The sequence below is a fragment of the Corynebacterium sp. c7Ub_26 genome (genome assembly GCF_053760365.1).
In genome coordinates, this window is record NZ_JBSNBL010000004.1 from 79,120 (window position 1) to 104,652 (window position 25,533).

At 57.5% G+C, this 25,533-nt stretch carries 28 protein-coding genes and 1 pseudogene; 10 read left to right on the plus strand and 19 right to left on the minus strand.

Features of this window, described 5'->3' with window-relative positions; all coding sequences use genetic code 11:
• Window positions 1–75 precede the first annotated feature (75 nt).
• On the plus strand, window positions 76–1,101 hold the full coding sequence (locus tag ACWORE_RS07750) for a hypothetical protein (protein WP_455303433.1): 1,026 nt from the start codon (window positions 76–78) through the stop codon (window positions 1,099–1,101).
• Here ACWORE_RS07750 and truA read toward each other — a convergent pair.
• Window positions 1,054–1,950: a tRNA pseudouridine(38-40) synthase TruA gene (truA, locus tag ACWORE_RS07755; protein ID WP_455303434.1), complete on the minus strand. Its 897-nt coding sequence runs from the start codon at window positions 1,948–1,950 to the stop codon at window positions 1,054–1,056. The genes ACWORE_RS07750 and truA overlap by 48 nt on opposite strands.
• A gap of 144 nt (window positions 1,951–2,094) precedes the next feature.
• Between truA and ACWORE_RS07760 the strand changes: the two genes are divergently transcribed.
• From ACWORE_RS07760 to ACWORE_RS07770, 3 genes are all read left to right on the plus strand, one after another.
• A complete protein-coding gene (locus ACWORE_RS07760) occupies window positions 2,095–2,778 on the plus strand; it encodes a hypothetical protein (RefSeq protein WP_455303436.1) in 684 nt (227 codons plus the stop codon).
• A 261-nt stretch (window positions 2,779–3,039) separates the two neighbouring features.
• Window positions 3,040–3,717: a hypothetical protein gene (locus ACWORE_RS07765; RefSeq protein ID WP_455303437.1), complete on the plus strand. Its 678-nt coding sequence runs from the start codon at window positions 3,040–3,042 to the stop codon at window positions 3,715–3,717.
• Between the two features lie 249 nt (window positions 3,718–3,966).
• Entirely contained in the window at window positions 3,967–4,551 is a 585-nt protein-coding gene (locus tag ACWORE_RS07770) for a hypothetical protein (RefSeq protein ID WP_455303439.1), read from the plus strand.
• Between the two features lie 151 nt (window positions 4,552–4,702).
• On the opposite strand, the gene rplQ is transcribed toward ACWORE_RS07770, so the two are convergent.
• The 6 genes from rplQ to infA all read right to left on the minus strand — a co-directional run bounded on the left by rplQ (window position 4,703) and on the right by infA (window position 8,317).
• On the minus strand, window positions 4,703–5,143 hold the full coding sequence (gene rplQ / locus ACWORE_RS07775) for a 50S ribosomal protein L17 (protein ID WP_046202896.1): 441 nt from the start codon (window positions 5,141–5,143) through the stop codon (window positions 4,703–4,705).
• Between the two features lie 133 nt (window positions 5,144–5,276).
• Window positions 5,277–6,290: a DNA-directed RNA polymerase subunit alpha gene (locus ACWORE_RS07780; RefSeq protein WP_296137853.1), complete on the minus strand. Its 1,014-nt coding sequence runs from the start codon at window positions 6,288–6,290 to the stop codon at window positions 5,277–5,279.
• Between the two features lie 127 nt (window positions 6,291–6,417).
• Window positions 6,418–7,023, minus strand: coding sequence for a 30S ribosomal protein S4 (gene rpsD / locus ACWORE_RS07785; RefSeq protein WP_012732384.1), 606 nt, complete (start codon window positions 7,021–7,023; stop codon window positions 6,418–6,420).
• Between the two features lie 20 nt (window positions 7,024–7,043).
• Entirely contained in the window at window positions 7,044–7,448 is a 405-nt protein-coding gene (gene rpsK / locus ACWORE_RS07790; RefSeq protein WP_406605086.1) for a 30S ribosomal protein S11, read from the minus strand.
• A 3-nt stretch (window positions 7,449–7,451) separates the two neighbouring features.
• Window positions 7,452–7,820 (minus strand): 30S ribosomal protein S13, encoded by a 369-nt coding sequence (gene rpsM / locus ACWORE_RS07795; RefSeq protein ID WP_012732386.1) that lies wholly within the window; start codon window positions 7,818–7,820, stop codon window positions 7,452–7,454.
• 275 nt (window positions 7,821–8,095) lie between these two features.
• Window positions 8,096–8,317 carry a translation initiation factor IF-1 gene (gene infA, locus ACWORE_RS07800; protein WP_012732387.1) on the minus strand — a complete coding sequence of 74 codons (222 nt, stop codon included), beginning with the start codon at window positions 8,315–8,317 and terminating at the stop codon, window positions 8,096–8,098.
• Between the two features lie 472 nt (window positions 8,318–8,789).
• On the opposite strand from infA, the gene ACWORE_RS07805 reads away from it, so the two are divergent.
• The 4 genes from ACWORE_RS07805 to ACWORE_RS07820 all read left to right on the plus strand — a co-directional run bounded on the left by ACWORE_RS07805 (window position 8,790) and on the right by ACWORE_RS07820 (window position 13,967).
• Window positions 8,790–10,817 (plus strand): beta-glucoside-specific PTS transporter subunit IIABC, encoded by a 2,028-nt coding sequence (locus tag ACWORE_RS07805; RefSeq protein ID WP_455303442.1) that lies wholly within the window; start codon window positions 8,790–8,792, stop codon window positions 10,815–10,817.
• A gap of 76 nt (window positions 10,818–10,893) precedes the next feature.
• Window positions 10,894–12,333: a glycoside hydrolase family 1 protein gene (locus ACWORE_RS07810; RefSeq protein ID WP_455303444.1), complete on the plus strand. Its 1,440-nt coding sequence runs from the start codon at window positions 10,894–10,896 to the stop codon at window positions 12,331–12,333.
• 67 nt (window positions 12,334–12,400) lie between these two features.
• On the plus strand, window positions 12,401–13,273 hold the full coding sequence (locus ACWORE_RS07815) for a CAT RNA binding domain-containing protein (RefSeq protein ID WP_455303445.1): 873 nt from the start codon (window positions 12,401–12,403) through the stop codon (window positions 13,271–13,273).
• A gap of 139 nt (window positions 13,274–13,412) precedes the next feature.
• Window positions 13,413–13,967, plus strand: a complete 555-nt coding sequence (locus ACWORE_RS07820; RefSeq protein WP_406605090.1) for a sugar O-acetyltransferase — start codon at window positions 13,413–13,415, stop codon at window positions 13,965–13,967.
• A 27-nt stretch (window positions 13,968–13,994) separates the two neighbouring features.
• On the opposite strand, the pseudogene arcA reads toward ACWORE_RS07820, so the two are convergent.
• Window positions 13,995–15,268 (minus strand): annotated as a pseudogene (gene arcA, locus ACWORE_RS07825) (arginine deiminase).
• 125 nt (window positions 15,269–15,393) lie between these two features.
• Window positions 15,394–16,239 carry a type I methionyl aminopeptidase gene (gene map, locus ACWORE_RS07830; RefSeq protein WP_406605092.1) on the minus strand — a complete coding sequence of 282 codons (846 nt, stop codon included), beginning with the start codon at window positions 16,237–16,239 and terminating at the stop codon, window positions 15,394–15,396.
• Between the two features lie 21 nt (window positions 16,240–16,260).
• On the opposite strand from map, the gene ACWORE_RS07835 reads away from it, so the two are divergent.
• Window positions 16,261–16,536 carry a hypothetical protein gene (locus ACWORE_RS07835; RefSeq protein WP_455303447.1) on the plus strand — a complete coding sequence of 92 codons (276 nt, stop codon included), beginning with the start codon at window positions 16,261–16,263 and terminating at the stop codon, window positions 16,534–16,536.
• Window positions 16,537–16,688: 152 nt separating this feature from the next.
• Here ACWORE_RS07835 and ACWORE_RS07840 read toward each other — a convergent pair whose 3' ends face one another.
• The 8 genes from ACWORE_RS07840 to rpsH all read right to left on the minus strand — a co-directional run bounded on the left by ACWORE_RS07840 (window position 16,689) and on the right by rpsH (window position 21,511).
• Window positions 16,689–17,243 carry an adenylate kinase gene (locus tag ACWORE_RS07840; RefSeq protein ID WP_455303448.1) on the minus strand — a complete coding sequence of 185 codons (555 nt, stop codon included), beginning with the start codon at window positions 17,241–17,243 and terminating at the stop codon, window positions 16,689–16,691.
• A 1-nt stretch (window position 17,244) separates the two neighbouring features.
• The gene (secY, locus tag ACWORE_RS07845; protein ID WP_455303450.1) at window positions 17,245–18,573 is read right to left on the minus strand and encodes a preprotein translocase subunit SecY; all 1,329 of its coding nucleotides are present in this window, start codon (window positions 18,571–18,573) and stop codon (window positions 17,245–17,247) included.
• 278 nt (window positions 18,574–18,851) lie between these two features.
• Window positions 18,852–19,301: a 50S ribosomal protein L15 gene (rplO, locus tag ACWORE_RS07850; RefSeq protein WP_046202889.1), complete on the minus strand. Its 450-nt coding sequence runs from the start codon at window positions 19,299–19,301 to the stop codon at window positions 18,852–18,854.
• A 6-nt stretch (window positions 19,302–19,307) separates the two neighbouring features.
• Window positions 19,308–19,493, minus strand: a complete 186-nt coding sequence (gene rpmD, locus ACWORE_RS07855; RefSeq protein WP_012732400.1) for a 50S ribosomal protein L30 — start codon at window positions 19,491–19,493, stop codon at window positions 19,308–19,310.
• Between the two features lie 3 nt (window positions 19,494–19,496).
• Window positions 19,497–20,120, minus strand: a complete 624-nt coding sequence (gene rpsE / locus ACWORE_RS07860; protein WP_455303452.1) for a 30S ribosomal protein S5 — start codon at window positions 20,118–20,120, stop codon at window positions 19,497–19,499.
• 43 nt (window positions 20,121–20,163) lie between these two features.
• Window positions 20,164–20,559 carry a 50S ribosomal protein L18 gene (rplR, locus tag ACWORE_RS07865; protein WP_012732402.1) on the minus strand — a complete coding sequence of 132 codons (396 nt, stop codon included), beginning with the start codon at window positions 20,557–20,559 and terminating at the stop codon, window positions 20,164–20,166.
• Complete coding sequence (rplF, locus tag ACWORE_RS07870; RefSeq protein WP_296137809.1) at window positions 20,559–21,095, minus strand: 50S ribosomal protein L6; 537 nt, start codon at window positions 21,093–21,095, stop codon at window positions 20,559–20,561. Before rplF ends, rplR begins: the two co-directional genes overlap by 1 nt.
• A gap of 17 nt (window positions 21,096–21,112) precedes the next feature.
• Window positions 21,113–21,511 carry a 30S ribosomal protein S8 gene (rpsH, locus tag ACWORE_RS07875; RefSeq protein ID WP_012732404.1) on the minus strand — a complete coding sequence of 133 codons (399 nt, stop codon included), beginning with the start codon at window positions 21,509–21,511 and terminating at the stop codon, window positions 21,113–21,115.
• Between the two features lie 299 nt (window positions 21,512–21,810).
• On the opposite strand from rpsH, the gene ACWORE_RS07880 reads away from it, so the two are divergent.
• Window positions 21,811–22,449 carry a hypothetical protein gene (locus ACWORE_RS07880; protein ID WP_455303454.1) on the plus strand — a complete coding sequence of 213 codons (639 nt, stop codon included), beginning with the start codon at window positions 21,811–21,813 and terminating at the stop codon, window positions 22,447–22,449.
• Here ACWORE_RS07880 and ACWORE_RS07885 read toward each other — a convergent pair.
• Window positions 22,446–23,399, minus strand: a complete 954-nt coding sequence (locus ACWORE_RS07885) for an ABC transporter substrate-binding protein (RefSeq protein ID WP_455303455.1) — start codon at window positions 23,397–23,399, stop codon at window positions 22,446–22,448. The two genes, ACWORE_RS07880 and ACWORE_RS07885, sit on opposite strands and share 4 nt — an antisense overlap.
• Before the next feature lie 176 nt (window positions 23,400–23,575).
• Window positions 23,576–25,429, minus strand: a complete 1,854-nt coding sequence (locus ACWORE_RS07890; protein ID WP_455303457.1) for an alkaline phosphatase D family protein — start codon at window positions 25,427–25,429, stop codon at window positions 23,576–23,578.
• Between the last annotated feature and the right edge of the window lie 104 nt (window positions 25,430–25,533).

Consider the following 25,533-nt stretch of genomic DNA (forward strand, 5'->3'; position numbering starts at 1 on the left):
CGCTTTCCATAATCTCTTATAAGATTGCTGTGGTCGCTCAACGGTGGCCACCTTTCTTATTTTTAAGGGGTATCTATGGGGGATTTTTTCGTCATCATTGCCTGCGTCGGCCCGATATTTATCGGATTATTTTGGCGATGGCCGTGGGGCTCAACTATAGGATCGACGCGTACAGGCTACGGTGCATCTAGCACCGGCGGCCAGCAGTCAACGATCATCGAGCTCTATCCCCTCACTCATGCATATTCCGCTCCCGTGATGCTCGCCGTCCTCCACCGTGTTGTCCGTTGCCCGATCATGTTGACCTCGACGGCACATACCGGTGCCGACGTTATCACTGGCTGGGACACCCACTCTTCCACACAGGCGACAACCACCTGGAGGCTCTTTGTGGAGCTACCCACCGCAGATTCTTCGCAGGTCATCTCATATATTCACAGTTGCGGGTGGCAAGCCTGGGTTTCTCCCGACGCGGGCCAGGAACCTGGATGGGATGGCTACCTTCGTGACGTCCGCGCACTAGCTGAGGATGACCAGAACAGCCCAGACAGTCAGCCTCTACATAGTCCGGCTAGCGTTGCGACTGGTTCGGTGGTCCTTCCCGATTCATCTGGCCGGATCGCCATCGTCTCGAGCAGCGCCGAACAGGCTGGCGATCGCTCTTTGCAGTGTAGGGCTGCCCAACGTTTGGGCGACAACGTTCGAGCAGCTGGTCGTCGCGTCATTGTCATCACTGATTCGCCCGGCGAGTGGGTATCAACAAAATTCACGATCGTCGTTCCTCCTGAAGGTGGAGCAACGCCCGATAGCCAGGGCGGGAAATGCGATCACAATTCGTTTTTCGACGCCACGCAGCGTCAATCGTCGTCACGAAAGAGTTTTCTTCATCCACAAGGCGACGCTGACCTGGAGATTTGGGACTGCAGCGATGCTTCTATCACGTGGGCGATCACGCACGGTTCGGCGGAGACGATTATTGATATTGTCCGACGGCCCGATTCGCAGCGATGGCGGGAGGCCCACACCGTCATGGACGCGTCCGACCTCCTGCGGCTAATCGAGCGACCGGATACCCCGAGTCTGCTCCGCGCGGGCCGCTAACTTATCGTCAGCAGGGTAATCGACGCCCGTTAACGTCAGTCCGTTTGCCGGCGCGACGGGAACCATAGGGTGCCGCGAATCATGGGCCAGCATGTCCTCCATGAACCCATCCGGCCGCTTCCCCTCCCCCACAGCTAGAGACGCGCCGACGATGGAGCGCACCATGTTCCAGCAAAACGCGTCGGCCGTCACCCGTGCCTCGTAGACATTCGGTTCCGCTGCCGTGGACACCTCATGCCATGAGAAATGCTGCAGGTCACGGATGGCTGTGGCATGGGGACGTGCGCGACAGAACGCAGCGAAATCGTGGAGGCCGACGAGTACCTCAGCCGCGTTGTTCATCGCATCGAGGTCCACTGCCCTGCCCCACACGGCGGTGTCGCGGGCCCGCGTCGGCAAGGCCCCGGCCCGATTCGTCGTCACGCGATACACGTAATGGCGTCGGAGCGCGGAAAAACGGGCGTCGAAACCGTCGGGCGCAAAGGAACACGCGCGGATGCGAACGTCGGGACGCAGCAACCGGGCGAAGCGTGACACCATTGTCGACGGATCATTGTGGATGCTCCGTGTGTTCAGGATGTCGCGTGGAAAATCAACATGTGCCACCTGGCCTGAGGCGTGAACCCCCGCATCTGTCCGACCAGCGACAACGAGCTGGACGGGCTGGCGCACCACCGTCTCGAAAGCCTGCTCAATGTCCCCCTGAACCGAGCGAACATCATTTTGACGGGCCCAACCATGAAAATCGGTGCCATCATAGGCGATGTCGAGGCGAAGACGAACCAGGGCGTTCGTGGTGTCGGTAGGCTTCGGTTCCGGGTGTGCGGTGGCGTTGTCATTCGGAATCACGGTGACACTGTATCTGTTAGAGGCTGCAATCTGTTAGATGCTTCATAAAGCAGCGCGGATGAGGCATAGCGATGAGTCTTGGTGCCCCGAACTCATATTTTCTAATCCTTCACATCTGCTGACTGAGTGAGTAATGATAAAACTATGAAGTTCCCCTCATTGCTCCCCGAATCAAAGCCCCCTGCGCGTAAACCGTTCGGCGCGCGCAAAAAGGTCGCTACGCTCTGTCTGGGCGCTGCCCTGGGCACAGTACTCGTTGGCTGTAACTCAAGCGATGACGACAACAGCTCATCAACAACGACCTCGACAACCACGTCGACAAAGACAACTTCTGCTCCATCGAGTACCCGCAGCAGTACTGCTAGTAAGTCGATGAACCCGACTCTCGACGGTTCGGAGAACAACCAACCCAACCCCGATGTTGAAAGCTCAGACGCTGACTCGGAGGCAGAAGAAAACAACGCGGACACTGAGAATCAGGCTGCCGTTGATGTCCCCTCATGGGTGGTTGGTCGTTGGGAGGGACACCGACGACTCCTCGAAATAAATCCGGATGGCTCTGGAAAGTTAGTAGCCGATCCCCCCACAGGTGTGGGAGCTACTGAGGAAACTCTTCAACTCATAGATTCCTCCGGAGACGGTGGAAAAGGCACCATAACTGTGAAGGTGGTTAGTAGCCAGAATGCCAGCGGGGATACTACCGGAACTATTTACACTTTCGAAGTAGAAAACGGTATAGCGAGTGACCGAGGGTCTGGATCCTTCTGCAACTCGAAACTGCCTGAATATAAGGCCGAGTACGGGACAATGCCCATGTGTGGTGCCTGACGACGCCAGACGACACGGCTTTTACTCATCCACTCATGTGTCCATGAGGCCCCGCGGCCGTTCAGTCAATCGGCCCCTCCCCCTGCTCCCCATTTGTGATCGGATTGTGACCTCGAAGAACCCGCCCCGATGCAATAATTAACACAACATAGTATTCAACGTGCCATGGACATCACCCAGGCTAAACCGATAGCCGTGGCTATGTGGCTGCGTGGTGTCTTGTCCCATCTCCGCTAGGTCTTCCAAGGAGGACACAGATCCATGCCCACCGCCCATCGCCACGTATCAGGGTTCAAACGTTTTACCGTCATCGGCGTCATCGCTGCCGCTGGTTTTAGCCTGGCAGCATGTTCAGATGACGGGTCGTCGTCCACTGACTCCAGCTCCGTCTCATCATCTAGTAGCTCGTCGTCATCATCTTCATCAAGTTCCTCGTCCAGTACTTCGTCATCATCATCGACGGCGACGTCGACAAGCGCGGAGCCAACGTCCGACGAACGGGCCGACAATCCACAAAGACAGCAACCTCCTGTTGCGAATGAGGCAGGAGGCGACGCTGGTGGAGCCGCTGCTGCTACCGACCAAGGGATCGGATGGGCTGTTGGCAGTTGGGTTGGCCATGGTCGAACCCTGAAGATCCAGCCGGATGGGACTGGCCAATTTATTGGTCGGGACGGTGCTGTCGCGAAGGATTTCGACGCAACAGTGACTGTGAATTCGGCGACAGGTGATCCGTCGAACAGCACCATCACTGCCACAGTGGATAGCAGTGAACCTCAAGGAACTCGATACGACGACATGCTCAAGCCCGGGACGCCGATCACGTTCACGGTGAAGGATGGCGTTGCGACAGATTCGGTGATCCAGACGACAGTCTGCAACTACGATTCGCCGGCGTATGCGTCCACACACAGTGATCAAAGTGAATGCGGAGTGTAGGCGAACGTACTTCTGACGGGTGATGCGCGCGTTCAATCATGCGCTCAGCCCTCGTCCCGCTCTCATTCTGCCCGACCTCATTGTGATCGGATTGTGACCCTGGATCCCCCTCCACGATGTCATAATTGACGCGGGACAGTACTGAACTCCAAAGGCATCACCAAGAAGCGGGCCAGATAGCCCTGGCTATCACGCCTATGTGGTGCCCTATCCCATCACTGCTATTCCTTTCAAGGGGGACACTTCTTCATGCACAATACTCATCGCCGTCGTTCAGGCTTCACGCGTCGTGCCGCCATCGGCGTTATCGCTGCCGCGGGCTTTAGCCTGGCAGCTTGTTCAGACGACGGGTCTTCGTCCACTGACTCCAGCTCAGCAGCATCATCGACGACGTCGACCAGCGCCGATCCCACTTCCGACGACAAAGCCGAAACTCCGAGCGCACAGGATTCCCAGGCTGCGGATAAGGCAGCCGGCGGGCCCGCCGGATGGGCTGCCGGCGATTGGTCTGGACATGGCCGTAGCCTGAAGATTCAGCCTGATGGGACGGGAAAGTTCGTCGGTTACTACGGGGCGATGGGTAAGGATTACGACGCAACCGTCACGGTGGACTCGGTAAACGGCGACGCGTCCAACGGGACGATCATGGCGACGGTGAAGAGCATCGAGCCCCAAGGCAATAAATACGATGACATGTTGAAGCCCGGGACGCCGATAAACTTCACCGTGGAAGACGGCGTGGCGACCGATTCAGTGATCAAGACGGCTGTCTGCGACTATGACTCGCCCGCATATAAGGCAACACACAGTGATCGGACTGAATGTGGAGCGTAACCGCGCGTAATTCTGACCAATCAGTCTGGAACCAAGACATCCTAAAAATAGCAAAATGACCTGCGAGGAATCGTATCCATGCAAGTCACCGCTGTATAAAGCGCCGTACCAGACTCACCGCAAACACGTCGCGGCGAGCTCTTTGCGCGTTTTACTCCGCCTCGGAAGCTGCTTCTTCTTCAGCTTTCTTGGAAGCTGCGGCGCGGGTGGCGCGGCTGGCTTCGCTGGAGGCGAGTTCCTCGGTCACCAGGGAGATCTGCGACATGGGGGCGTTGTCGCCCTTGCGGTTCTCCAGCTTGATGATGCGGGTGTAGCCACCGTTGCGGTCGGCAACCTTCGGCGCGATGTCGTCGAAAAGTACGGAGATGATCTCTTTGTTCGGGATCAACTTCGCGACATTGCGACGATCAGCGAGAGTGCCGGACTTCGCCTTGGTGATGAGCTTCTCGGCGTAGGGCCGCAGCAACTTGGCTTTGGCGTCTGTCGTGCGGATAGCGCCGTGTTCGAAAAGTTGGGCTGCCAGGTTGGAGAGGATCTTCCGCTGGTGGGATGGGGATCCTCCGAGCCGGGCTCCCTTCTTAGGGGTAGGCATGGAATATTCTCCTCGTGACGATAAATTGTGAGCGACTTTTCTACTCGTCCGCCTCAGGCAAAAGTCCTTCGGGGGGCAACCCGGAATAACCGTTTGCCAATGCTGCGGAGGTCAGAGTAGGCGATACCGCTACTTACTCGGCGATGTCTTCGCCTTCGGTGTCTATCCACTCGCCTGTTTCGGCGTCATAGCCTTCGATTTCCGACACATCGAAGCCTTCGGGCGCATCCTTCAGCGCGAGGCCCTGGCCAGCAAGTTTGACCTTGACTTCGTTGATGGATTTCTGTCCAAAGTTGCGGATGTCCAGAAGATCAGACTCGGTGCGCGATGCCAATTCACCGACCGTGTGGATTTCTTCGCGCTTCAAGCAGTTGTAGCTGCGCACGGAGAAGTTCAGGTCCTCAATGGGCATGCCGTAGGCCTGGATGTGCTCGCTCTCCTGCGGAGAGGGGCCAATCTCGATGCCTTCAGCAGCGGTGTTCAGTTCGCGGGCGAGTCCGAAGAGCTCAACCAGGGTTCCGCCAGCGGATGCCATCGCATCGCGGGCGGTGATGGAATTCTTGGTCTCGACGTCGATAACCAGGCGATCGAAGTCGGTGCGCTGTTCAACACGCGTTGCCTCAACCTTGTAGCTCACCTTGAGAACAGGTGAGTAGATCTGGTCGACGGGAATACGCCCGATCTCGCCGGTCGCCTGGGCAGCGGGAACGTATCCGCGCCCACGCTCAACGACGAGCTCGATGTCGAGTTTGCCCTGCTCATTCAGCGTGGCGATGTGCATGTCCGGGTTGTGGATTTCCACACCGGCCGGAGGCATGATGTCACCCGCGGTGACCTCGCCCGGTCCTTCTTTGCGAATGTACATGGTTACGGGGTCGTCGGAATCCGACGAGAGAACCAAACCCTTGATATTCAGGATGATGTCGGAGACATCTTCGGTCACGCCGGGAACCGTCGTGAATTCGTGAAGGACGCCCTCGATGCGGACGCTAGTGACCGCCGCACCCGGGATGGATGACAGCAGCGTACGACGCAACGAGTTGCCAAGGGTGTAACCAAAACCTGGCTCGAGCGGCTCGATGACGAACCGTGAGCGCGAGGAGTCAATGTATTCCTCGGTCAACTGTGGACGCTGTGAAATGAGCATGGATGTAATTCCTCCTGGTGGCGACCGCTATATGACGCCTGGAAGGGACAAGTGGAATAAACCGTGGCGACGATGAACGCTGTAACCGATGAAGGCCACAGCGACACTGCCGACAGCGGCGATGCTGTTACTTCGAGTAGAACTCGACGATCAGCTGTTCCTGGATCGGAACCTCGATCTGAGCGCGCTCGGGCAGCTGGTGCACGAGGATGCGCAGGGTTGACGGAACAACCTGAAGCCATGCGGGCACAACGGCGTCGGCAAGAGCTTCTTGTGCTTCGTCGAACCAGACCATCTTCCGGGACTTCTCGCGCACGTCGATGATGTCGTACTGAGAAACCTGGAAGGACGGAACGTTGACCTTCTTGCCGTTGACGGTGAAGTGGCCGTGGGAAACCAACTGGCGTGCCTGGCGACGCGTGCGGGCAAGACCAGCACGGTAGACGACGTTGTCCAGGCGGGACTCCAGGAGGACCATCAGGTTGTCACCGGTTTTGCCGGGGCGACGGTGCGCTTCGGCGTAGTAACGGCGGAACTGCTTTTCCATGATGCCGTAGGTGAAGCGTGCTTTCTGCTTCTCCTGCAGCTGGAGCAGGTATTCGGATTCTTTGATCCGGGCGCGGCCAGCCTGTCCCGGAGGGTAGGGGCGGCGCTCGAAGTTGGCGTCTCCACCGACGAGGTCGACGCGGAGACGGCGGGATTTACGTGTTGCGGGACCGGTATAACGGGCCATTGTTTATCTCTCCTCTTCCCTTAAACGCGGCGACGCTTCGGCGGACGGCAGCCGTTGTGCGGCTGTGGCGTGACGTCGGAGATGGAATTGACTTCCAAGCCGGCTGCTTGCAGGGAACGGATGGCGGTCTCGCGACCTGACCCCGGGCCCTTGACGAAAACTTCAACCTTCTTCAGGCCATGCTCCTGAGCCTTGCGAGCTGCGGATTCTGCGGCCATCTGTGCGGCGAAGGGGGTGGACTTACGGGATCCTTTGAACCCGACGTGTCCGGAGGAAGCCCAAGAGATAACAGCACCGTTGGGGTCCGTGATAGACACGATGGTGTTGTTGAAAGTGGACTTGATGTAGGCGTGACCGTTGGCCACATTCTTCTTGACGACGCGACGGCCAGAACGGCGTGCGTTGGAACGAGTCTTCGGAGGCATAAATTACTTCTTCTTTCCTGCGATCGTCTTCTTCGGGCCTTTACGGGTACGAGCGTTCGTCTTGGTGCGCTGACCGCGAACGGGTAGGCCACGACGGTGGCGGAGGCCCTGGTAGCTGCCGATTTCGATCTTCCGACGGATGTCAGCTTGAACCTGGCGGCGGAGGTCACCTTCGACGGTGTACTCGGCCTCGATAGCGTCACGAAGCTTCGCGACCTGATCGTCGGTCAGAGCGTCGGTACGCAGGTCAGGAGAGATTTCTGTCTTCTCAAGAAGCTGCTTAGCACTGGTTGGTCCAATGCCATAGATGTAAGTAAGAGCGACTTCCATGCGCTTGTTGCGCGGGAGGTCAACTCCTGCAAGGCGTGCCATATGGCAAAATCCTTCCGGTTGTCACGGTGGTTTTCTCCCCATTCGTCCTTGACGATTGGTCAATGGTGCTCGGTCGGCGCCGAGTAGCGCATTGAAGCTTGTGACAAGGCTCCGGCCACCGTGGCCAGAGGCTGTTTCGTGGGACGGAAACAAGCCGGTTAAACACGCTGTTAACCAGGCAATTGCCTTTCGAACTGTGCGGTGGCCGCTGAATTGCGGACCGCGGAAGCTCTACCGCCCTACGGAGATGAGGAGGCTGATAGGTCTAAATCTGCTTACTTGTAGCGGTAGACGATACGTCCACGGGACAGGTCATAGGGAGACAGCTCCACCACGACGCGGTCCTCGGGAAGAATACGGATGTAGTGTTGCCGCATTTTGCCGGAAATATGCGCGAGCACCTTGTGCCCGTTGTCCAGCTCTACACGGAACATCGCATTGGGCAAAGGCTCGACGATGCGGCCTTCGACCTCGATGGCGCCTTCCTTCTTGGCCATATCCTCCACGTTTCCCGATGCTTCGGCAAGCATCTGGTTGACTACGTTTATGCAGGTAAAACCGCCTTGTCAAGCCTTTTAAAAACGGCTGACGAGGCAGATTTCAGCGTCTCTCATGTCGTTGAAAGACACCGTTCAGAAATAATACACATCACCTGCGAAAACGTCTAGTTCAAGGACGCTCGCCGCGACCTCTCCCTCAAGTTCCACCAAGTACCGTGCCATCAAACGAAGATGCCCCTCAAGTAAAAAGAGCAGAGTAATTTTTGTGTTCTGCAACACTTTCCTTGTAGCGCTGTGAGGTATGTGGCACCCTAGGAGCATAGATCCACAGGATTGTTACCCCAGGGGATATTGGGGGCAAGACCTGAGACGGACGCAACGTCGAGGCGTTGTGGCCCGTCTCGGGTCTTTTTTTATGCGCGAAAGAAGAAGCGCCTTATGGAAGGAAACACCATGCGGAAGGACAGCCATGGTCACAAAAACTGATTTTGTGCCTCTAGCCGAGCACGTTATTCCAGCACTCGGCGGGCCCGACAACATCCGAAGCGTCACCCACTGCGCAACACGGCTCCGGTTCAAGATCCGCGATGCCGGAAAAGTAGACAAGCGCGCCGTCGAAGCCGCACCTGGTGTCGTGACATTGGTTGTCGCCGGCGGGCAGCATCAGGTCGTCGTCGGCAATGAAGTTCCACTTGCGTACCAAGCAGTCATTGCACAACCCAACATGCAGGTAAAAGGCGTCAAGGGAGATACTGACCCGAGTGACACCGACGGCTCCGCTGCGGAGATCGATGACGATGATTCCGGGAAGAAAAACCCGGTCAGCGCCTTCATGGATCTCATCTCTGCACTGTTTAGCCCCATTGTCTGGTGCCTAGCAGGGTTGGGTCTTGGCAAGGCCTTTTTGACCTTGTTTACAACCTTGGATGTGCTCTCGGAGAGCTCCGACACGTATCGCGTGTTCAACGCTGCATTCGACGGCTTCTTCTACTTCCTCCCCCTGTTCCTGGCTGTCACAGCAGCCCGAAAGTTCAAGGCAGACATATTCATCGCGATTGCCACGGTCGCCCCGTTGGTGTATCCGGCCATTGTCGAAATTGGGACCCGGGACGACGTGCACTTCTTAGGCATACCGTTGAAAACGGCGACGTACACGTCGTCTGTTTTGGCCCCCATTGTCGCGGTATGGGTAGCAGCATATCTTCAGCACTGGTTGGAGAGGACTCTCCCCGGCGCGATCCGCAACTTCTTTACTCCACTCCTTGTTGTGGCTGTCATGGTGCCATTGACACTGCTCACCATCGGCCCCGCAATGGCGTGGTTGTCGGAAATCATCGCCCAGGGCGTGAATAGTGTTTTCCAGACCGTTCCATGGGTTGGCGGGGCCATTATGGGCGCATTTTGGGAGGTCCTGGTTATTTTCGGGTTGCATTGGGCTTTTCAGCCAATCTTCCTCAATGAGCTTGCGGTCAGCAATCAAAGTATATTGATGGCCCCACTCATGGCGGCTGTGCTTGCCCAAGCAGCTGCAGCAGCCGCGGTGTGGGTCCGCTCTAAGAACTCCGCGCGAAGGAAAGTCGCCGGGGCCGGAACAATTTCCGGTTTCCTCGCTGGGGTCACTGAGCCGATCATTTACGGCGTCAACCTGCCGCTGAAATACCCCTTCTATGCAGGTTGTGTCGGTGGCGCAATCGGCGGGGCCATCATCGCGCAAGGTAAGAACGCATTTAGCGCGTATGTATTTCCGTCCTTGTTGGCTTTACCTGCCACCACGAGTATCGGTTCATTCGCAGCCCAGCTCATCGGTTCCGGAACCGCAATCGCGATTGCGTTCATCGCCAGCTGGTTCCTTGTCCCCTACGCGGAAAAGAAAGCCGATCAAGCCATCGCAATCCCGGGACATGAAGCACAGTCAGGTTCCCAGAAGCCCGATACGCAACCAACTCACTCGGATAAGCACGAAACAGATCCGACGAAGCACCCGGGCTCCACAGTTTCTCCTACAGCTTCCGCAGAGTCCCCCACCACCGACGTTGGAGCGTCGGCTGCAGTGGTGTCTCCCATCGAAGGCACCGTCATTGATCTCAAAGATGTTCCGGACAAAGTGTTCGTTTCGGGTGCGATGGGAACAGGCGTTGGCATCAAGCCGTCATCCGGCGTCATCACTTCTCCGATGGAGGGGACCGTGATTGCAGCTCCGCGTTCCGGTCACGCATACGGAATCCGGTCGGCATCGGGCGTCGAGGTTCTTATTCATGTCGGCGTCGATACGGTAAAAATGAACGGTGAAGGTTTCACGACATCTGTGTCGAGGGGGGACCATGTGACAACCGGGCAGCCTTTGGGAACGGCAGATCTTCGAGCCATCACCGAATCCGGCTACGACGACACGACGGTGGTTGTGGTCACCAACTCACAAAAGCTTGCCGACGTTTCACTCGACGTTTCCGCTGGTCGTTCCGTGAGCCATGATGTGCTGTTTACCGTCACGCCGTAGGCCGACGGCGGAATGACCGCAGCAGTAAAAAACACAACACTCACGCCTTTGAGACATAACATCGAAAGGAAAACACATGTCTCTATCCCACGAAAACCAATCCGCTTTTCCCAAAGGTTTCCTATGGGGAGGGGCCACAGCTGCTAACCAAATTGAAGGCGCATATAACGAAGGTGGCAAAGGACTATCCATTCAAGATGTCTTGCCGCAGGGCTTGATGGCACCTCCTACCAAGGAACCTACCGACGAGAATCTCAAGCTCAACGCGATCGATTTTTATCATCGTTATGCCGACGATATTGCTCTGTTCGCCGAAATGGGATTTAAGGTATTTCGTTTCTCTATCGCGTGGTCTCGCATTTTCCCTAACGGCGATGACGATACGCCAAACGAAGAAGGGCTCGCTTTCTACGACAAGGTCTTGAACGAATTAGAAAAGCACGGCATCGAGCCTCTCATCACTCTTTCCCATTACGAAACGCCTCTCAACTTGGCGCGTTCTTACGGTGGCTGGAAGAACCGCCAGCTCATTGACTTCTACGAAAAATATGCGCGCACTGTTTTCAACCGGTACAAGGGCCGCGTGAAGTACTGGCTCACTTTCAATGAGGTCAATTCCATCCTGCACCAGCCATTCATCGGTGGAGCCATCGAAGCCTCCCGCGAGGATGTCCCCGATACTGATATCTACCAGGCCGTTCACAACATTTTGGTGGCCTCCGCGCGAGCCACGAAGGCCGGGCACGAGATCGATCCGAATAACCAGATCGGCTGCATGGTGCTCAGCATTCCCCGCTACCCGCTGACACCCAAGCCTGCCGACGCCCTAAAAGCCCAGTACGAAACACAACTCGATGCGTGTTTCGGCGATATCCACGTCTTCGGCGAGTATCCGCACACACTTAAGCGCCTGTTCAGGGAAAACGACATCACGCTGAACACCACCGACGACGATTTCGACGTCATGAAGAACAACACGGTCGATTTCGTGTCCTTCTCTTACTACATGTCGGTGGCGGAAAGCGCTGATCCCAACGCTGAACGCGGCGATGGCAACATCATGGGTGGCGTCGTCAATCCCGAAGTGGAAGTCAGCGAGTGGGGCTGGGCTATCGACCCCGAAGGCCTGCGTTATGCGCTGAACTCAATGTGGGACCGCTGGCACAAACCGCTGTTCATTGTGGAAAACGGGCTCGGCGCCGTCGACGAACTGGTCGACGACGCTTCTGCTCCTGACGGGAAAACGGTTCATGATCAGTACCGGATCGACTACATGAACGACCATCTTGTGCAAGTCGAAGAAGCGATTAAAGATGACATTCCCGTCATGGGATATACGTCCTGGGGTTGTATTGATCTGATTTCTGCCTCTACTGCCGAGATTCGTAAACGGTATGGATTTATTTATGTCGATCTCAATTCCGACGGTTCGGGCTCATTACAGCGATACCGCAAAGATTCCTTTGACTGGTATAAGAACGTCATTGCAACCAATGGTGAGAACCTCAAACGATAAAAACGACAGTACCGCTAAGGAGACAGGTTCACTGAGGAAATAACGCACGCCAGATGCAGGAGCTACCGTGAAAATCGTAAGGGTACTGAACAACAACGTCGTGCTGGCCACGCGCGACGACGGCAGGGAGGTTGTTCTCACCGGGTGGGGTCTGGGGTTCGGGAAAAAAGCCGGACAGCCCGTCGATAAGACGAAGGTGAAGCAAGTTTTTGTCCCCGAACACGGCCGCAACGTCGACAACATGGGTGGCCTGCTGGCGTCGCTGGAGCTGGACTACGTGAACCTCGCCACCAATCTGGTCGATGGGGTGGCCGGCGCCCTCGTTCCGCATCCCGAATCAGCCACGGTCATTGCCCTGGCAGATCACCTTCAAATGTCGGTCACAAGGCAGGGGCTAGCCGACGCGCCCGCGACTAATAGCCATCCACTGGAAGCTGAGGTTCGGCACTTATATCCCGACGAATACCGCGTGGCCGAGCGAATGCTCACCGAGACTAACGCATGGTTAGCGCGTCGGCGCCAGCCTCCACTCCCCCATGCCGAGGCCACGGCAATCACCCTGCATTTGGTTAACGCAGCTTTCCATACCGATGACCTCAGCGATACCTACACCATGACCGGGCTGTTTTCTCAGCTTTTCGACATCGTGGACTCCTCGCTGGGAATAACGATGGATCGGACCTCCGTCAACGCCGCCCGGTTCATCACCCACATGCGCTATTTCTTCGTCCGCGTCCGCAATGGCAATCAGCTCAACGAGGGAATGTCGATACTTCGCGATAGCCTTGGACAGTCACACCCCGACGCGGTGTTGTGCGCGGACCGGCTGGCCAGTGTCCTGGAATTGCGGCTGGACACAGAGCTTACCGACGATGAACGAGCGTACCTCGCACTCCACGTCGCTCGGCTCAGTGCGGAAATTGGCCACGCTCACCACTGAATCCCCCATGGCCCCCATGACCGGGCGGCAATGCTGAGCTAGACGACGGGCTACACTGGCCTCCACTAGTGCGGAAACACCCACAAAAAACGCCAGCGCCCACAAAACACGTCCACGCACAACGACGAGGTGAGAGACCATGACAACCAACCGCGAAAAGATGATCGCCGGACAGGATTATGACGCCAGCGACCCTGATCTCGTCCAGGCCCACTTCGACTGTTTGCGCAAACTCGCCAAAATAAATGACCAAAACCTGCTCGACATCAAGCAGCGCCACGGCCTCTACAGCAATCTGTTCGAAAGCTTCGGGAAGTCATTTATCCAGCACCCGTTTTGGTGCGATTACGGTTTCAACATCACCATCGGCGACGGGTGCTTCATCAACTTTGACGCCGTGTTCCTGGACCCCGCCCCCATCACGCTGGGCGATCACGTTCAAATCGGCCCGCGCTGCCAATTGCTCACCCCGCTTCACCCCATGGAGGATCACGACGCGCGCAAAGCCGGCGTCGAAAGCGCTGGCCCAATCACCATTGGCAACAACGTGTGGCTCGGCGGCGGCGTCATCGTCTGCCCCAATGTCACGATCGGCGACAATGTCGTCATCGGCGCGGGTTCCGTCGTCACGCGGGATATCCCCTCGCACACGTTCGCCGCGGGGAACCCTGCCCGCGTCAAACGCGAAATCTAGAAATTTCGGCGGACCCGATCTAAGCGTCTAATACTCCACGGGATCGCGCAGAATCGGGCAGGTCATGCAATGTCCTCCACCCCCCCTCTGCCGAGCTCCGCGGAATTGATCGTCAGCACTTCGACGCCGGCTTCGCGCAGGAGGGCGTTGGTGTGGACGTTCCTGTCGTATCCCATAACAACACCCGGCTCCAGGGCCACGACGTTATTGCCGTCGTCCCATTGCTCGCGCTCGGCCGCGAAAGCCTCGCCGCCCGTCGGCACGATGCGAAGCTCATTCAGCCCTAAAGCGCTGGTCACGGTGTCAATAAATGAACGCTCCTCGCGGTAAATCTGGAAGCCGCGGGGTTTATCCGACGGCAGCAGGGTGAATGGCCGAATCGCCTCCACCACATTCATAAACGCCGTCGCGACGTCCCGGTCGCAAAAAGTGAAGACCGTATCCAAGTGCATACTGGCGCGGGCCGGGGCCATCTCCGCCACAATGATCCGCTCCGCCGCACCCTGGAGGAACAAACTCCGCGCGAGCTGCGAAATCGCCTGCCACGACGACCGCTCCCCCATGCCGATGAGCACAATGCCCGACCCCAAGGGCATAATGTCGCCACCCTCAAGAGTGGCCAACGCGTTCTTCTCGTCGGGATTGCCGTACCACACAGTGAAATCCCGCGACACAAAGCGCGGATGGAAATGATAAATCGCGGTCAGAAGGATCGTCTCGCGCTCACGGACCGCCCAATGCATCGGGTTGATCGACACGCCACCATAAATCCAGGCCGTCGTATCCCGCGTGAACTGGGTATTCGGCAGCGGGGGCAGAATAAACTCCAGCTCGCCGCGATGCCCAAACAACGCGCTGGTCACCGACCGGTTAAATTCCTTCGGCAAGTCCGTGAACGCGAGCCCGCCGATTAATAGGGTGGCCAGTCTCTCCGAGGGTAACGACGAAAACCACCCGCGGAGTTCCTCCTCCAGCCCCAGGCCCACCGAGTTCGGCGTCAACCATCGCTCGAGAATCCACTCCCTGGCCTCATCGATCTCCACGGTTTCCCGCAGCAAATCGTGGAGCTCCACAACAGTGACGCCACGGTCTTGCATCTGTTGGACAAAATCGTGGTGGTCGTGGCGGGCGCGGTCGACCCACAGCATCTCGTCGAAGAGGAGGTCGTGGCAATTTCGTGGTGTCAGCCGCTGATGAGCAAGGCCCGGCGCGCATACCAGGACCTCACGAAGCGTACCGACTTCCGACCAGGCACCGATTGTTGGGTTTTCGTCCGTAGGTGATGAAAAATGCGAGGACATAGGGGGTTTCCTCCTCTGCGGACACAGACTGTATTGGGACAAAGGCTGACTCAGACACCAGGTCTGTCAAGGGCTATCAGTCTTCGTCCTCTATCAGTGTGCCCACTTGTATGGGTGCACCAGGTCTACTCCGGCCGTGGCGTCAAAATGCGTGGCCCGTCGGCCGTCGCCGCCACTGTGTGTTCCCAGTGCGAGGACCACGTTCCGTCGGTAGTGATCACTGTCCAGTCGTCGTCAAGGACGGCAGTGTCGTAGGTGCCTAAGGTCAGCATCGGCTCGATCGCCAGCACGGATCCCTTTTGGATCAGCGGCCCGCGGCCTGCCGGCCCCTCATTCGCCAGGTAAGGGTCCTCGTGCATTTCGTGGCCGATTCCGTGCCCGCCGTAGCCGTCGACAATTCCCAATTGCACGCCGTATTTCTTTTCAGCGTCGCGCGTGGCCATTTCCAGGGCGTGGGATACGTCGGTAAGGCGGGCTCCGGGGACCATGGCGCGGATACCCGCGGCAAGCACGTCCTGGGTCGCTTTATCCAGGGAACGGAGCGAGCCGCCCGCGGAGGATTCGGGGTCGTCGGGCAACTCGTCGCCTTGCAAAGCACCGTCCTTACCAATGCCGAATGACCAGGCACTGTCGCCGACCCACCCATTCAACGTCGCACCGCAGTCGATAGAGATGTAGTCCCCTTCTTCCAGCACTTCCTCGGAAGTGGGGATTCCGTGGACAACGACGTCGTTGCGCGACGCACAAATGGACGCGGGGAATCCCCCATAACCCAAGAAGGTGGGGATGGCACCCGCGTCACGGATAACGCTTTCGGCGACCGCGTTGAGCTCGAGCAAACTCACTCCCGGTTTGGCCGCGTTCTTCACGGCGACGAGAGCATTGCCGACGATTGCGCCGGCGCGTTCCATCTGGTCGAGCTCGTCCGATGTTTTGGCGGGGATTTTCTTCTTCCGACGGCGGAATGACATGAGCTCCACTGTAATACTCGAGTGAGTACGTGCGTCACACCGCGGCGACTAAGCGCCACGGGGACGACACCGGGACAACACGATGAGCGCCTGGCTGTCGCTGGATACCTCTGCGTCGGCCTCGTCGGCAAGCATCGACGGCTCCACCCACGGGAAACCACAGGACAACCGGCATGGTCGAACACCGTGGCGCCCACCCCATACACGTCGGTAATCATCCCGCGGGTAATCACTCGTGGCGGTTCACCCTGGCTGTGCGGCAGGCCATCCTTGAGGGCAACAATGTGGTCGCAGTAGCGGGCCGCCAAGTTCAGATCGTGAGTGGCAACGAGCACCAGGGAGTCCGTACTTGCCGCATAATCACGCACGACTTTGAGCAGCGAAATCTGGTGGCGAAGATCCAGAGCACTCGTCAAATAATGTGCACGCCAACGGGCGCGAGTTAGATTTTATGAATCCAACGCCTTGAGCGCTTCCATCGTCCGCTCGTTGATGTCTTCAACGGATCCTTCGGCCACGATGCGGATAGTGGAGTCCTTGTAGTACTCCAGCAGCGGCGCGGTCTCGTCGCGGTAAACCTTGAGTCGGGTACGGATCACGTCTTCGGTGTCGTCCGCACGGCCACGGGCCAACATGCGTTCCACTACAACGTCTTCAGAGACGTCGAACTGGACAACCGCGTCGAGCTTGGTACCGAGACCGTCAAGAATGTTCTTGAGTTCATCGCCCTGTTCCACGGTCCGGGGGAATCCGTCGAGGAGGAATCCGTCGACAGCGTCGTCCTGGCTGAGCCGGTCCTTCACCATGTTGACAGTGACGGACGTCGGCACGAGCTTTCCGGCGTCGATGTAGCTTTTTGCTTCCTGGCCTAATTCGGTGTTGTTACCGATGTTTTCCCGGAACAAGTCGCCGATGGACACGTGAGGAACGCCGAGTTTGTCGGAAAGAATGGCTGCCTGGGTGCCTTTACCAGCACCGGGAGGGCCAAGTAGAACGAGGCGCATATTACTTCAAGAACCCTTCGTAGTTGCTCTGCATCAATTGTGATTCGATCTGCTGAACTGTTGTCAGGCCGACGCTCACGAGAATCAGGATCGCGGTACCACCAAACGGAAGCGAACCGTGGGTTCCTCCGGAGGAAGAAATTCCCATGTCGATCAAGAGATTCGGCAACACGGCGATAACACCGAGGTAGAGCGAACCGACGAACAGCAGACGATTCATTACGTACCCAAGATACTCCGCTGTCGGCCGCCCCGGGCGAACGCCGGGAATGAAGCCACCGTATTTCTTCATGTTGTCCGCCTGCTCGTACGGGTCGTACTGGATGGACACGTAGAAAAAGCTGAAGAAAATGATGAGGGCGAAGTACAGGATAATGTACTGCCAGCTGGCCGGGTTCTGGAGGTACTGGATCACATCGCGCTGCCACCAGTTGTTCTTCACGTTCGTCTGCGACGAGTTCACGATCTGCGTGATCAGAACCGGCACATAAATCAGTGACGACGCAAAGATGACCGGGATAACACCCGCCTGGTTCACCTTCAGCGGCAGGTAGGTGGATGTCTCACCATACTGCCGACGCCCCACCATGCGCTTGGCGTACTGCACAGGGATACGTCGCTGACCCTGCTCGATGAAGATCACGCCGATGACCAGGATGAGGACACCCACGACAACGAGGGCGAAAGCCAGCCCGCCGGAGCCACGAAGGATGGCGGCACCGTCGGCAGGAAGCCTGGTAGCGATACCGGCGAAGATGAGCAGTGACATGCCGTTGCCGATGCCCTTATCCGTAATCAACTCACCGAGCCACATAACGAGCACCGCACCTGCCGTCATGACGAGAACCATCATGGTGACGCCGAAGGTGCCGACGTTGGAGTCCAGAACCTGGACGCCTTCGCCCAGCAGTTGCTGGCGGTCTGCCAAGGCAACGATGCCGGCGGACTGGAGGAGGGCCAACCCTACTGTCAGATAGCGGGTGTATTCGGTCATTTTGGCCTGACCGGACTGGCCTTCCTTCTTCAACTGCTCGAACTTGGGGATCACTACGGTGAGCAGCTGAACGATAATCGACGCCGTAATGTACGGCATGATGCCGATGGCGAAGATGGATAGTTGAAGGAGCGCCCCGCCCGAGAACAGGTTGATCATCGAGTACACGGAGCTTTGATCTTGGTTTAGATCATGTAAGCGATCACTAATGCTCGAGTAATCGACTCCTGGTGTGGGAATTTGGGAACCGATCCTGTACAAGATGATCATTGTTATGGTGAACAAGATCTTCTTGCGAAGGTCAGGGTCCCGGAATACCGAGAGGAAAGCGGACACATATCCTCCTGAGACAGTAAGGCATAAATTTTTAGGCGCAGGCCAACGACTAACACACTCTAGCAGCACCGGCGGGTGAAGGCCTATCCGTTCGGACTAGGAAAAGGCCTGTTCGAGAGAAAAAGGGGCGACCCTTTCACCTACTCAGGTGAAGGCCGCCCTCTTTTCCTATCAGTTCAGGCTTGTCCGGCCGCGTTGACTGTGATTTCCGTTACGACGCCACATGTGGGGTCATTTTCACAGTCACGAGCCGGAGCCCAGCGATGATGATCGCTTAGTTACTTGGTTTCGGTGACGGATCCACCGGCAGCCTCGATCTTCTGCTTGGCAGAGGCCGAGAACTTCGTTGCGGTCACGTTGACCGACGCGGTGATCTCGCCGTCGCCCAGAACCTTGACCGGCTGCTTTGCGCGGACCAGGCCTGCAGAGGCGAGGTCGGCGATGGTGACGTCGCCACCGTTTTCGAAGTGCTTCTGGAGGTCCGCAACGTTGACCACCTGGTAGGTGACCTTGTTGGGGTTCTTGAAGCCCTTCAACTTAGGCAGACGCATGTGGATCGGCATCTGGCCACCTTCGAACGCAGCAGAGACCTGCTTGCGCGCCTTGGTGCCCTTCGTACCGCGACCAGCGGTCTTACCTTTCGATGCCTCACCGCGGCCGACGCGGGTCTTGGGCTTGTTCGCGCCCTTCGCTGGGCGCAGGTCATGAAGCTTGATGGGTTCGCTCATATTTTCCTACTCCCCCGCCACTTCTTCGACCGTGACCAAGTGGCGAACCACGTTGATCATCCCGCGCACCTGAGGGGTGTCGGGCTGGACGACTGAGTGACGAATGCGCTTGAGGCCGAGGGACCGAAGATTGTCCTTCTGCTTCTTTCTGGTACCGACGGTGCCTTTAACCTGTGTGATTTTCAGTGCCATGGGTTACGCCCCCTGCCCTGCGCGAGCGCGCAGCATACGAGTCGGGGTGACCTCTTCAACAGACTTGCCACGACGGGCTGCGACCTCTTCGGGGCGCACGAGCTGCTTGAGGGCATCCACGGTTGCATGGACAACGTTGATGGCGTTGTCGGAGCCGAGGGACTTCGACAGAACGTCCTGGATTCCCGCGCATTCGAGAACCGGACGGGTAGCGCCACCAGCGATTACACCGGTACCGGGGGCGGCCGGGCGGAGCATCACGATGCCCGCGGCAGCCTCGCCCTGGACCGGGTGGGTGATGGTCCCGGCAATCATGGGCACGCGGAAGAAGTTCTTGCGAGCCTCTTCGGCACCCTTCTGGATTGCGGCGGGAACTTCTTTGGCTTTGCCGTAGCCGACGCCAACCATGCCCTGTCCATCACCGACGATGACGAGGGCGGTGAAGCTGAAGCGACGACCACCTTTCACAACCTTGGAGACGCGGTTGATGGTGACGACGCGCTCGATGTACTGGTTGCGGTCGTCGTCGCGGCCGCGTCCGCGGCGGTTGTTGCGATCATTGCGGCCCTTGTTGTTGTCGTTCTTGTCGGCGGAGCGTCCGCCGTCACGCCGTTCACGTCCCGGCATTACGCGATCCTTCCGTTGTTGAGTGCGGTGCTATGCGTGGCCATTAGAATTTCAGACCACCTTCACGTGCGGCGTCGGCCAGTGCGGCGACGCGACCGTGGTACTTGTAGCCACCGCGGTCAAACTTGACAGTCTCAATGCCCTTCGCCTTGGCGCGCTCAGCGATCAACTCGCCGACCTTGGCACCGCGGGCTTTCTTGTCGCCCTCCATGGCGCGGACTTCAGGCTCGATGGACGACGCAGCAGCCAGGGTGTGGCCGATGGTGTCGTCGATAACCTGGACGTGCATGTGCCGTGAGGTCCGGTGCACGACGAGGCGCGGGATCTCAGCGGTGCCACGAAGGTTCTTGCGAATACGGAAGTGGCGAGCCTTACGAGCCACGCGACGGCGAGTGGCAATGTCTTTACCGATAGGGAGACGCTTGTTGTCGTTGCTCATTACTTACCCGTCTTTCCGACCTTGCGGCGGATCTGCTCACCTTCGTAGCGGATACCCTTGCCCTTGTAGGGGTCGTCCTTGCGCAGACGACGGATATTCGCGGCGAGCTGTCCCACCTGCTGTTTGTCGATACCACTGATAGAGAACTTGGTCTGTCCGTCCACGGCGAAGGTGATGCCTTCCGGTGCCTTGATCAGGATCGGGTGGCTATAGCCGAGGGAGAATTCCAAGTCGCTGCCTTTAGCCAGCACACGGTAGCCAACACCGAAGATTTCCATCTTGATGGTGTAGCCCTCGGTCACGCCGACGACCATGTTGTTGATCAGTGAGCGTGACAGGCCGTGCAAGGAGCGGCTCTTGCGGTGATCGTCCGGACGGGAGACGACGATCTCGTCGCCTTCCTGAGCGATGGTGATGGGCTCCGGAACGTGGATGGCCAGAGTGCCCTTAGGGCCCTTGACCTCAACGTTTTGCCCGTTGATGGTGACGGTGACGTTGGATGGGACCGCCACTGGTGAGTTACCAATACGCGACATATGTGTTCACTCCTCCCCTACCAGACGTAGGCGAGAACTTCTCCGCCTACGCCCTTCTCAGAAGCCTGACGGTCAGTGAGCAGACCCTGGGACGTGGAAATAATAGCCACGCCCAGGCCACCCAGGACCTGAGGCAGGTTGGTGGACTTTGCATAGACGCGCAGACCAGGGCTGGACACGCGGCGCACACCGGACAGCGAACGCTGGCGGGTGGAGCCGTACTTCAGCTCGATGGTCAGGGTCTTACCGACTTTGGCGTCCTCAACGGTGAAGTCAGCAATGTAGCCTTCTTGCTTCAAGATCTCTGCGATGTGGACCTTGAGGTTCGACGAAGGCATCGAGACAGTGTCGTGGTACGCATTACTTGCGTTGCGCACGCGCGACAGCATGTCGGCGATAGGATCTGTCATGGTCATGGATGTGACCTAGTGCCTTTCTCGCTGCGGTTCCCTTCCACCACGCGTTATCCCCGTTTCGGGCAAGCGACTGATGGGTTACCACAGAAAATCCCCCGGCAATGTCACTGTCTCCATCCGCGAACTAGCCGCTCCACGCTTTCGTGCGCGCAAGTAGCCCATCTAGCTGGGGTTTTGACAGGATTATTGCCGAGGGTTCAGGTGAACCACTCAGGGGCGCCGAACCAGCTCAGTAGCTGATCGGCTCGCTGCTTGTCTTCGAGGGACGCTGTGAGGCGGGTGGGCCTACAACAAAGTAGATGTACAAAGACTCAAGCAGTCTAACAACCAGGGTATTTCTTTCAAAATCGCTTGCCGACGGTGGTCAACGCGGTGCTTTCATCCGCGCGTCGTGCTCTTTTTATGCACCCCAGAAGGGGCTGCCCCTCCAGCACGCTCAGAGTTACGATGAGGTCACCAGATCATCATCGGGTAGAAGGAAGAGCCAGGTCATGCCCTTCACACCACATGCTCCATTTGTTCTCGATATTAACGACAAGGCTTCGGCCGCGAAGGAGGGCGATTTCCCCGCCGCAGACCGCTTAGCCACTGCCGACGGGGCGACGATCGTGGCATTCCGCTTCGCGCCAGGTCAGCGCCTGGATTCGCATCATGCACCGCACCCGATCTCCGTCCAGGTGATCGAAGGGGAGGTCGAGTTCGCCGTCGCCAGGAAGGCGTCTGATCCGTCGGAGGTCGATGACGATGAGTTCACGGCGACCACGTTGACGCCGGGGATGGTGCAATATGTTCCGGCGTTCGTGGTTCACCATGTGACATCGAAGGACGGAGCGATCATGCAGCTCACGCTGCACACCGGTGACCATGAGGGGTATCAGGGGCACTCCGGGAAACCCGAGAAGCTCCCGTTCGAAAAGTACCTCTGGGTTCCCTGCTAAATAACCTTGTCGAACTGCTCAACCGCCCACGGAATGGTCAGCGGGTTAGGAAGGCTCATAGCCGTCGTGGTGTCCTGAGTAATCTCTCGCATGTTCCCGTCTTTAACAGCTTTAATGTTCTGGAACAGTGGGTTTTTCTTCGCTTCCTCATTACCCCCGGCGTAGTCAAGCAGGAAGAGGTAGTCGAGTTCGTCCAGCTGGGAGAGGTTCTCAGGCAAGAGATATTTGTAGAACTGGCCGTTATCTCCCTTACTAAGGTCGTCCGGAATGACGAATCCCAGATCCTTAATAAACTGTCCGCGCCCATCGCCACTGGTATAGACCGCGAATTGGCCTTGCATAGCAATAACTGTGGCGGCTTTCTTTCCTTTTAGATCCGGATGAGACGACGAGAAATCATCAAATTTCTTTTTAGTTTCGCTGACAAGTTTGTCACCGTCGGATTCCTTGCCTACCGCCTTAGCAATTTCTTTGACCTGAGCATCCCACGGCACTTGGTAGTCGGCGTACTTATCAGAGTGAACAGTGGTCGGCGCAATATCGTTGAGCCGCTTCTTTTCATCATCTTTCAGCCCGGAGTTCAGGGCAATGATCTTCGATGGCTTTGCGGCGGCAATTTTTTCCAAAACGTCGTTGCCGATTTCTTGGGAGGTCGCCGCCATGACAGTAATGTCTTTTCCCTGGACTTTGTCGCTCGCCCAAGGACCGACGCCGTTGTCTTTATTCTCGTCCATCCCCATCGGGGTCAAGATGAAGGTCGGCGTGATGTCCATCGCCAGGAGTGTGCAGTAGTCCCCCCATCCGATAGCGGCGATGCGGTCGTTCTTGTTTGAACTATCGCTGCTCTTGTCATCATCGTCGTTGCTACATGCGCTGACGACGCCGGCCGTGGTGGCCAATGCAGCAATAGCGAGGGAAGATTTCAAGAAGTTACGACGACTGGTTGACACGGATACCCCTTTCACTGCGGGATGAGGCGGTCGAAATCCCACGTGGGCCTCATTCACGCATTGCGTTGACCGCATACGTAGGTCTCAGCCAAAAAGCACGTATCACTTTAGCTAAGCCTTACAGTGTGAGTCTAGGAATATCGTGCTGTGGTTACACACACTCGCTATTTCACAACCTAGGCATCAGTATGTACACCGGGCTTACGTTTATATGCCGTGCACTTCCGAGCAGACCTAAACGGAGTATTCGGAGAAAGAACATTATCGACGTGCAACCACTCGCACGACACAGCGTCGGGAGACACGCTCACTGCCATATATCCGTGGTGGATGAAATCTATCCACTTAAACCACGCATTAGTCTTCTGTAGAGCGTCGGCAGCTGTGGTAGAAACCTGCCGTGCTGGTTGGTCTAATGCACGCGATTTCGCAACCGTATCGAAAAGCCCGTTAGCGGTAATAGACGGTGTCACAAACTCCGTGGCGACAACATCTTTAGATGCACCAGTGCGATATTTTTGAATATCCCGGGGAATGTCATTGGCCCATGATGAGTGAATATCCCCGGTCAGGAACACCACGTTTTTCTTAGTGTCGGCAATAAGGTCAATAATCTTTTGCCGTTCGGCCATATAACCATCCCACTGGTCAGTGTTCAGAGGGATCCCCTGATCGGGCAGTCCGATTTGTGTGACTAACCAATCGTGTGTGTGCTGGTCAAGGCCATCGGGAAGAGTCATGGGGGCGAACATCACTTCATTAGCAACCATCTGCCACGTGGTCGGTGAGCTGGAGAGCACGTTCCCGAACCACTCGAACTGAGTTTGCCCCATCATGGAGCGATCGTCTTTGCCGGCGGCCCGGACGAAATCCGGATCCGTCTTGAGGAACATCTTTTTATTGGTATAAACCAGTTCGTAATCGCGGTAGGTGCGCAAATCCGGAATGATGAATTCCATCAGGTTTCCGTATTGCAGCTTGCGGTAGAGGTGCGAGCCTTGGTTCCCCGCATTCACCCGCACCGGCAGCCATTCAAAATACGCCTGCATCGCCGCAGCTTTGATGGCCTGATAGTTGTCATCGGGTTCGGCTGAGCTTCCGGCCGCGCCGTCGCGCCAGGTGTTGTCGGCAAATTCGTGATCATCCCAAATGCAAATGAAGGGCTTGGCTGCATGACAATCGGCCAGGTCAGGGTCTTCGTGGTAGCAGCCCTGGCGGATGCGGTAATCCTGCAAAGTCGTGGTACGCTCCGGCGGCTGCACCACGCGGACCTGAGAATCGTAGGCGCCGTTGTACCCGCCCGTCTCGTATTCGTAGGTGTAATCACCCAGGTGGAGGACGAATTCCAGGTCGTCGCGCCCAGCAATGTCCCGGTAAGACCGAAAGTATCCGGCCTCATAATTACTGCACGAGACCACACCGAAATTAACCGTCCGCTCTCCACCACTGCCCAGCGCTGTCCGGGTCCGGCCGACGCGGGAATAGTGCGGTTTCCCGTCGCGCTCGACAGCAAAACGATAGAAGTATTGGGTGTCGGGCTGCAGGTCTTTCACATCAATTTTGATCGTGTGATCTTTGCTCGCCGACGAGGTTTCGTAGCCACTCCGAACGATTTTCGTGAAATCTGGCGACGTGGATACCTCCCAGTTGACCCGCGTGTCTGCGCCCTTTTCCGACCCCGGAGTAGCCTCAGGCGACGGGGTCACTCGCGTCCAGATGATGACGCTGTCAGGTTGTGGATCGCCCGATGCGACGGAGTGGCGGAAGAGATCGGTGTCGAAGGCGTCGTTCTGCGGGGCGGTGTTTGGTCCCGGCGCGTCACCGGCGTAGGCCCGAGGATATCGCCCGACGAGAGCGCCACCAGCAGCGATGGCTCCGCCCGCCGCTAGCGACGAGCGCAAGAAACTGCGACGCGTGTACGAAGGACGTCCGGCCAGCCGTTCGGCTCCGGGGTGAATGCCTTCCAGAGTCGTCGATTCGGACGATGTTACCGCTGGCCGCTGGTCATTTTTGCGTTCCTTTTTCGTCATAACGATCCTCTCCTCTACCATGCTTTTCTGTTCGTGGGCCATTTCATAAGATAGTCACCCTCGTCGACCGCCGTCACACGCGCCCGCGCGTGACCGATGTGTCA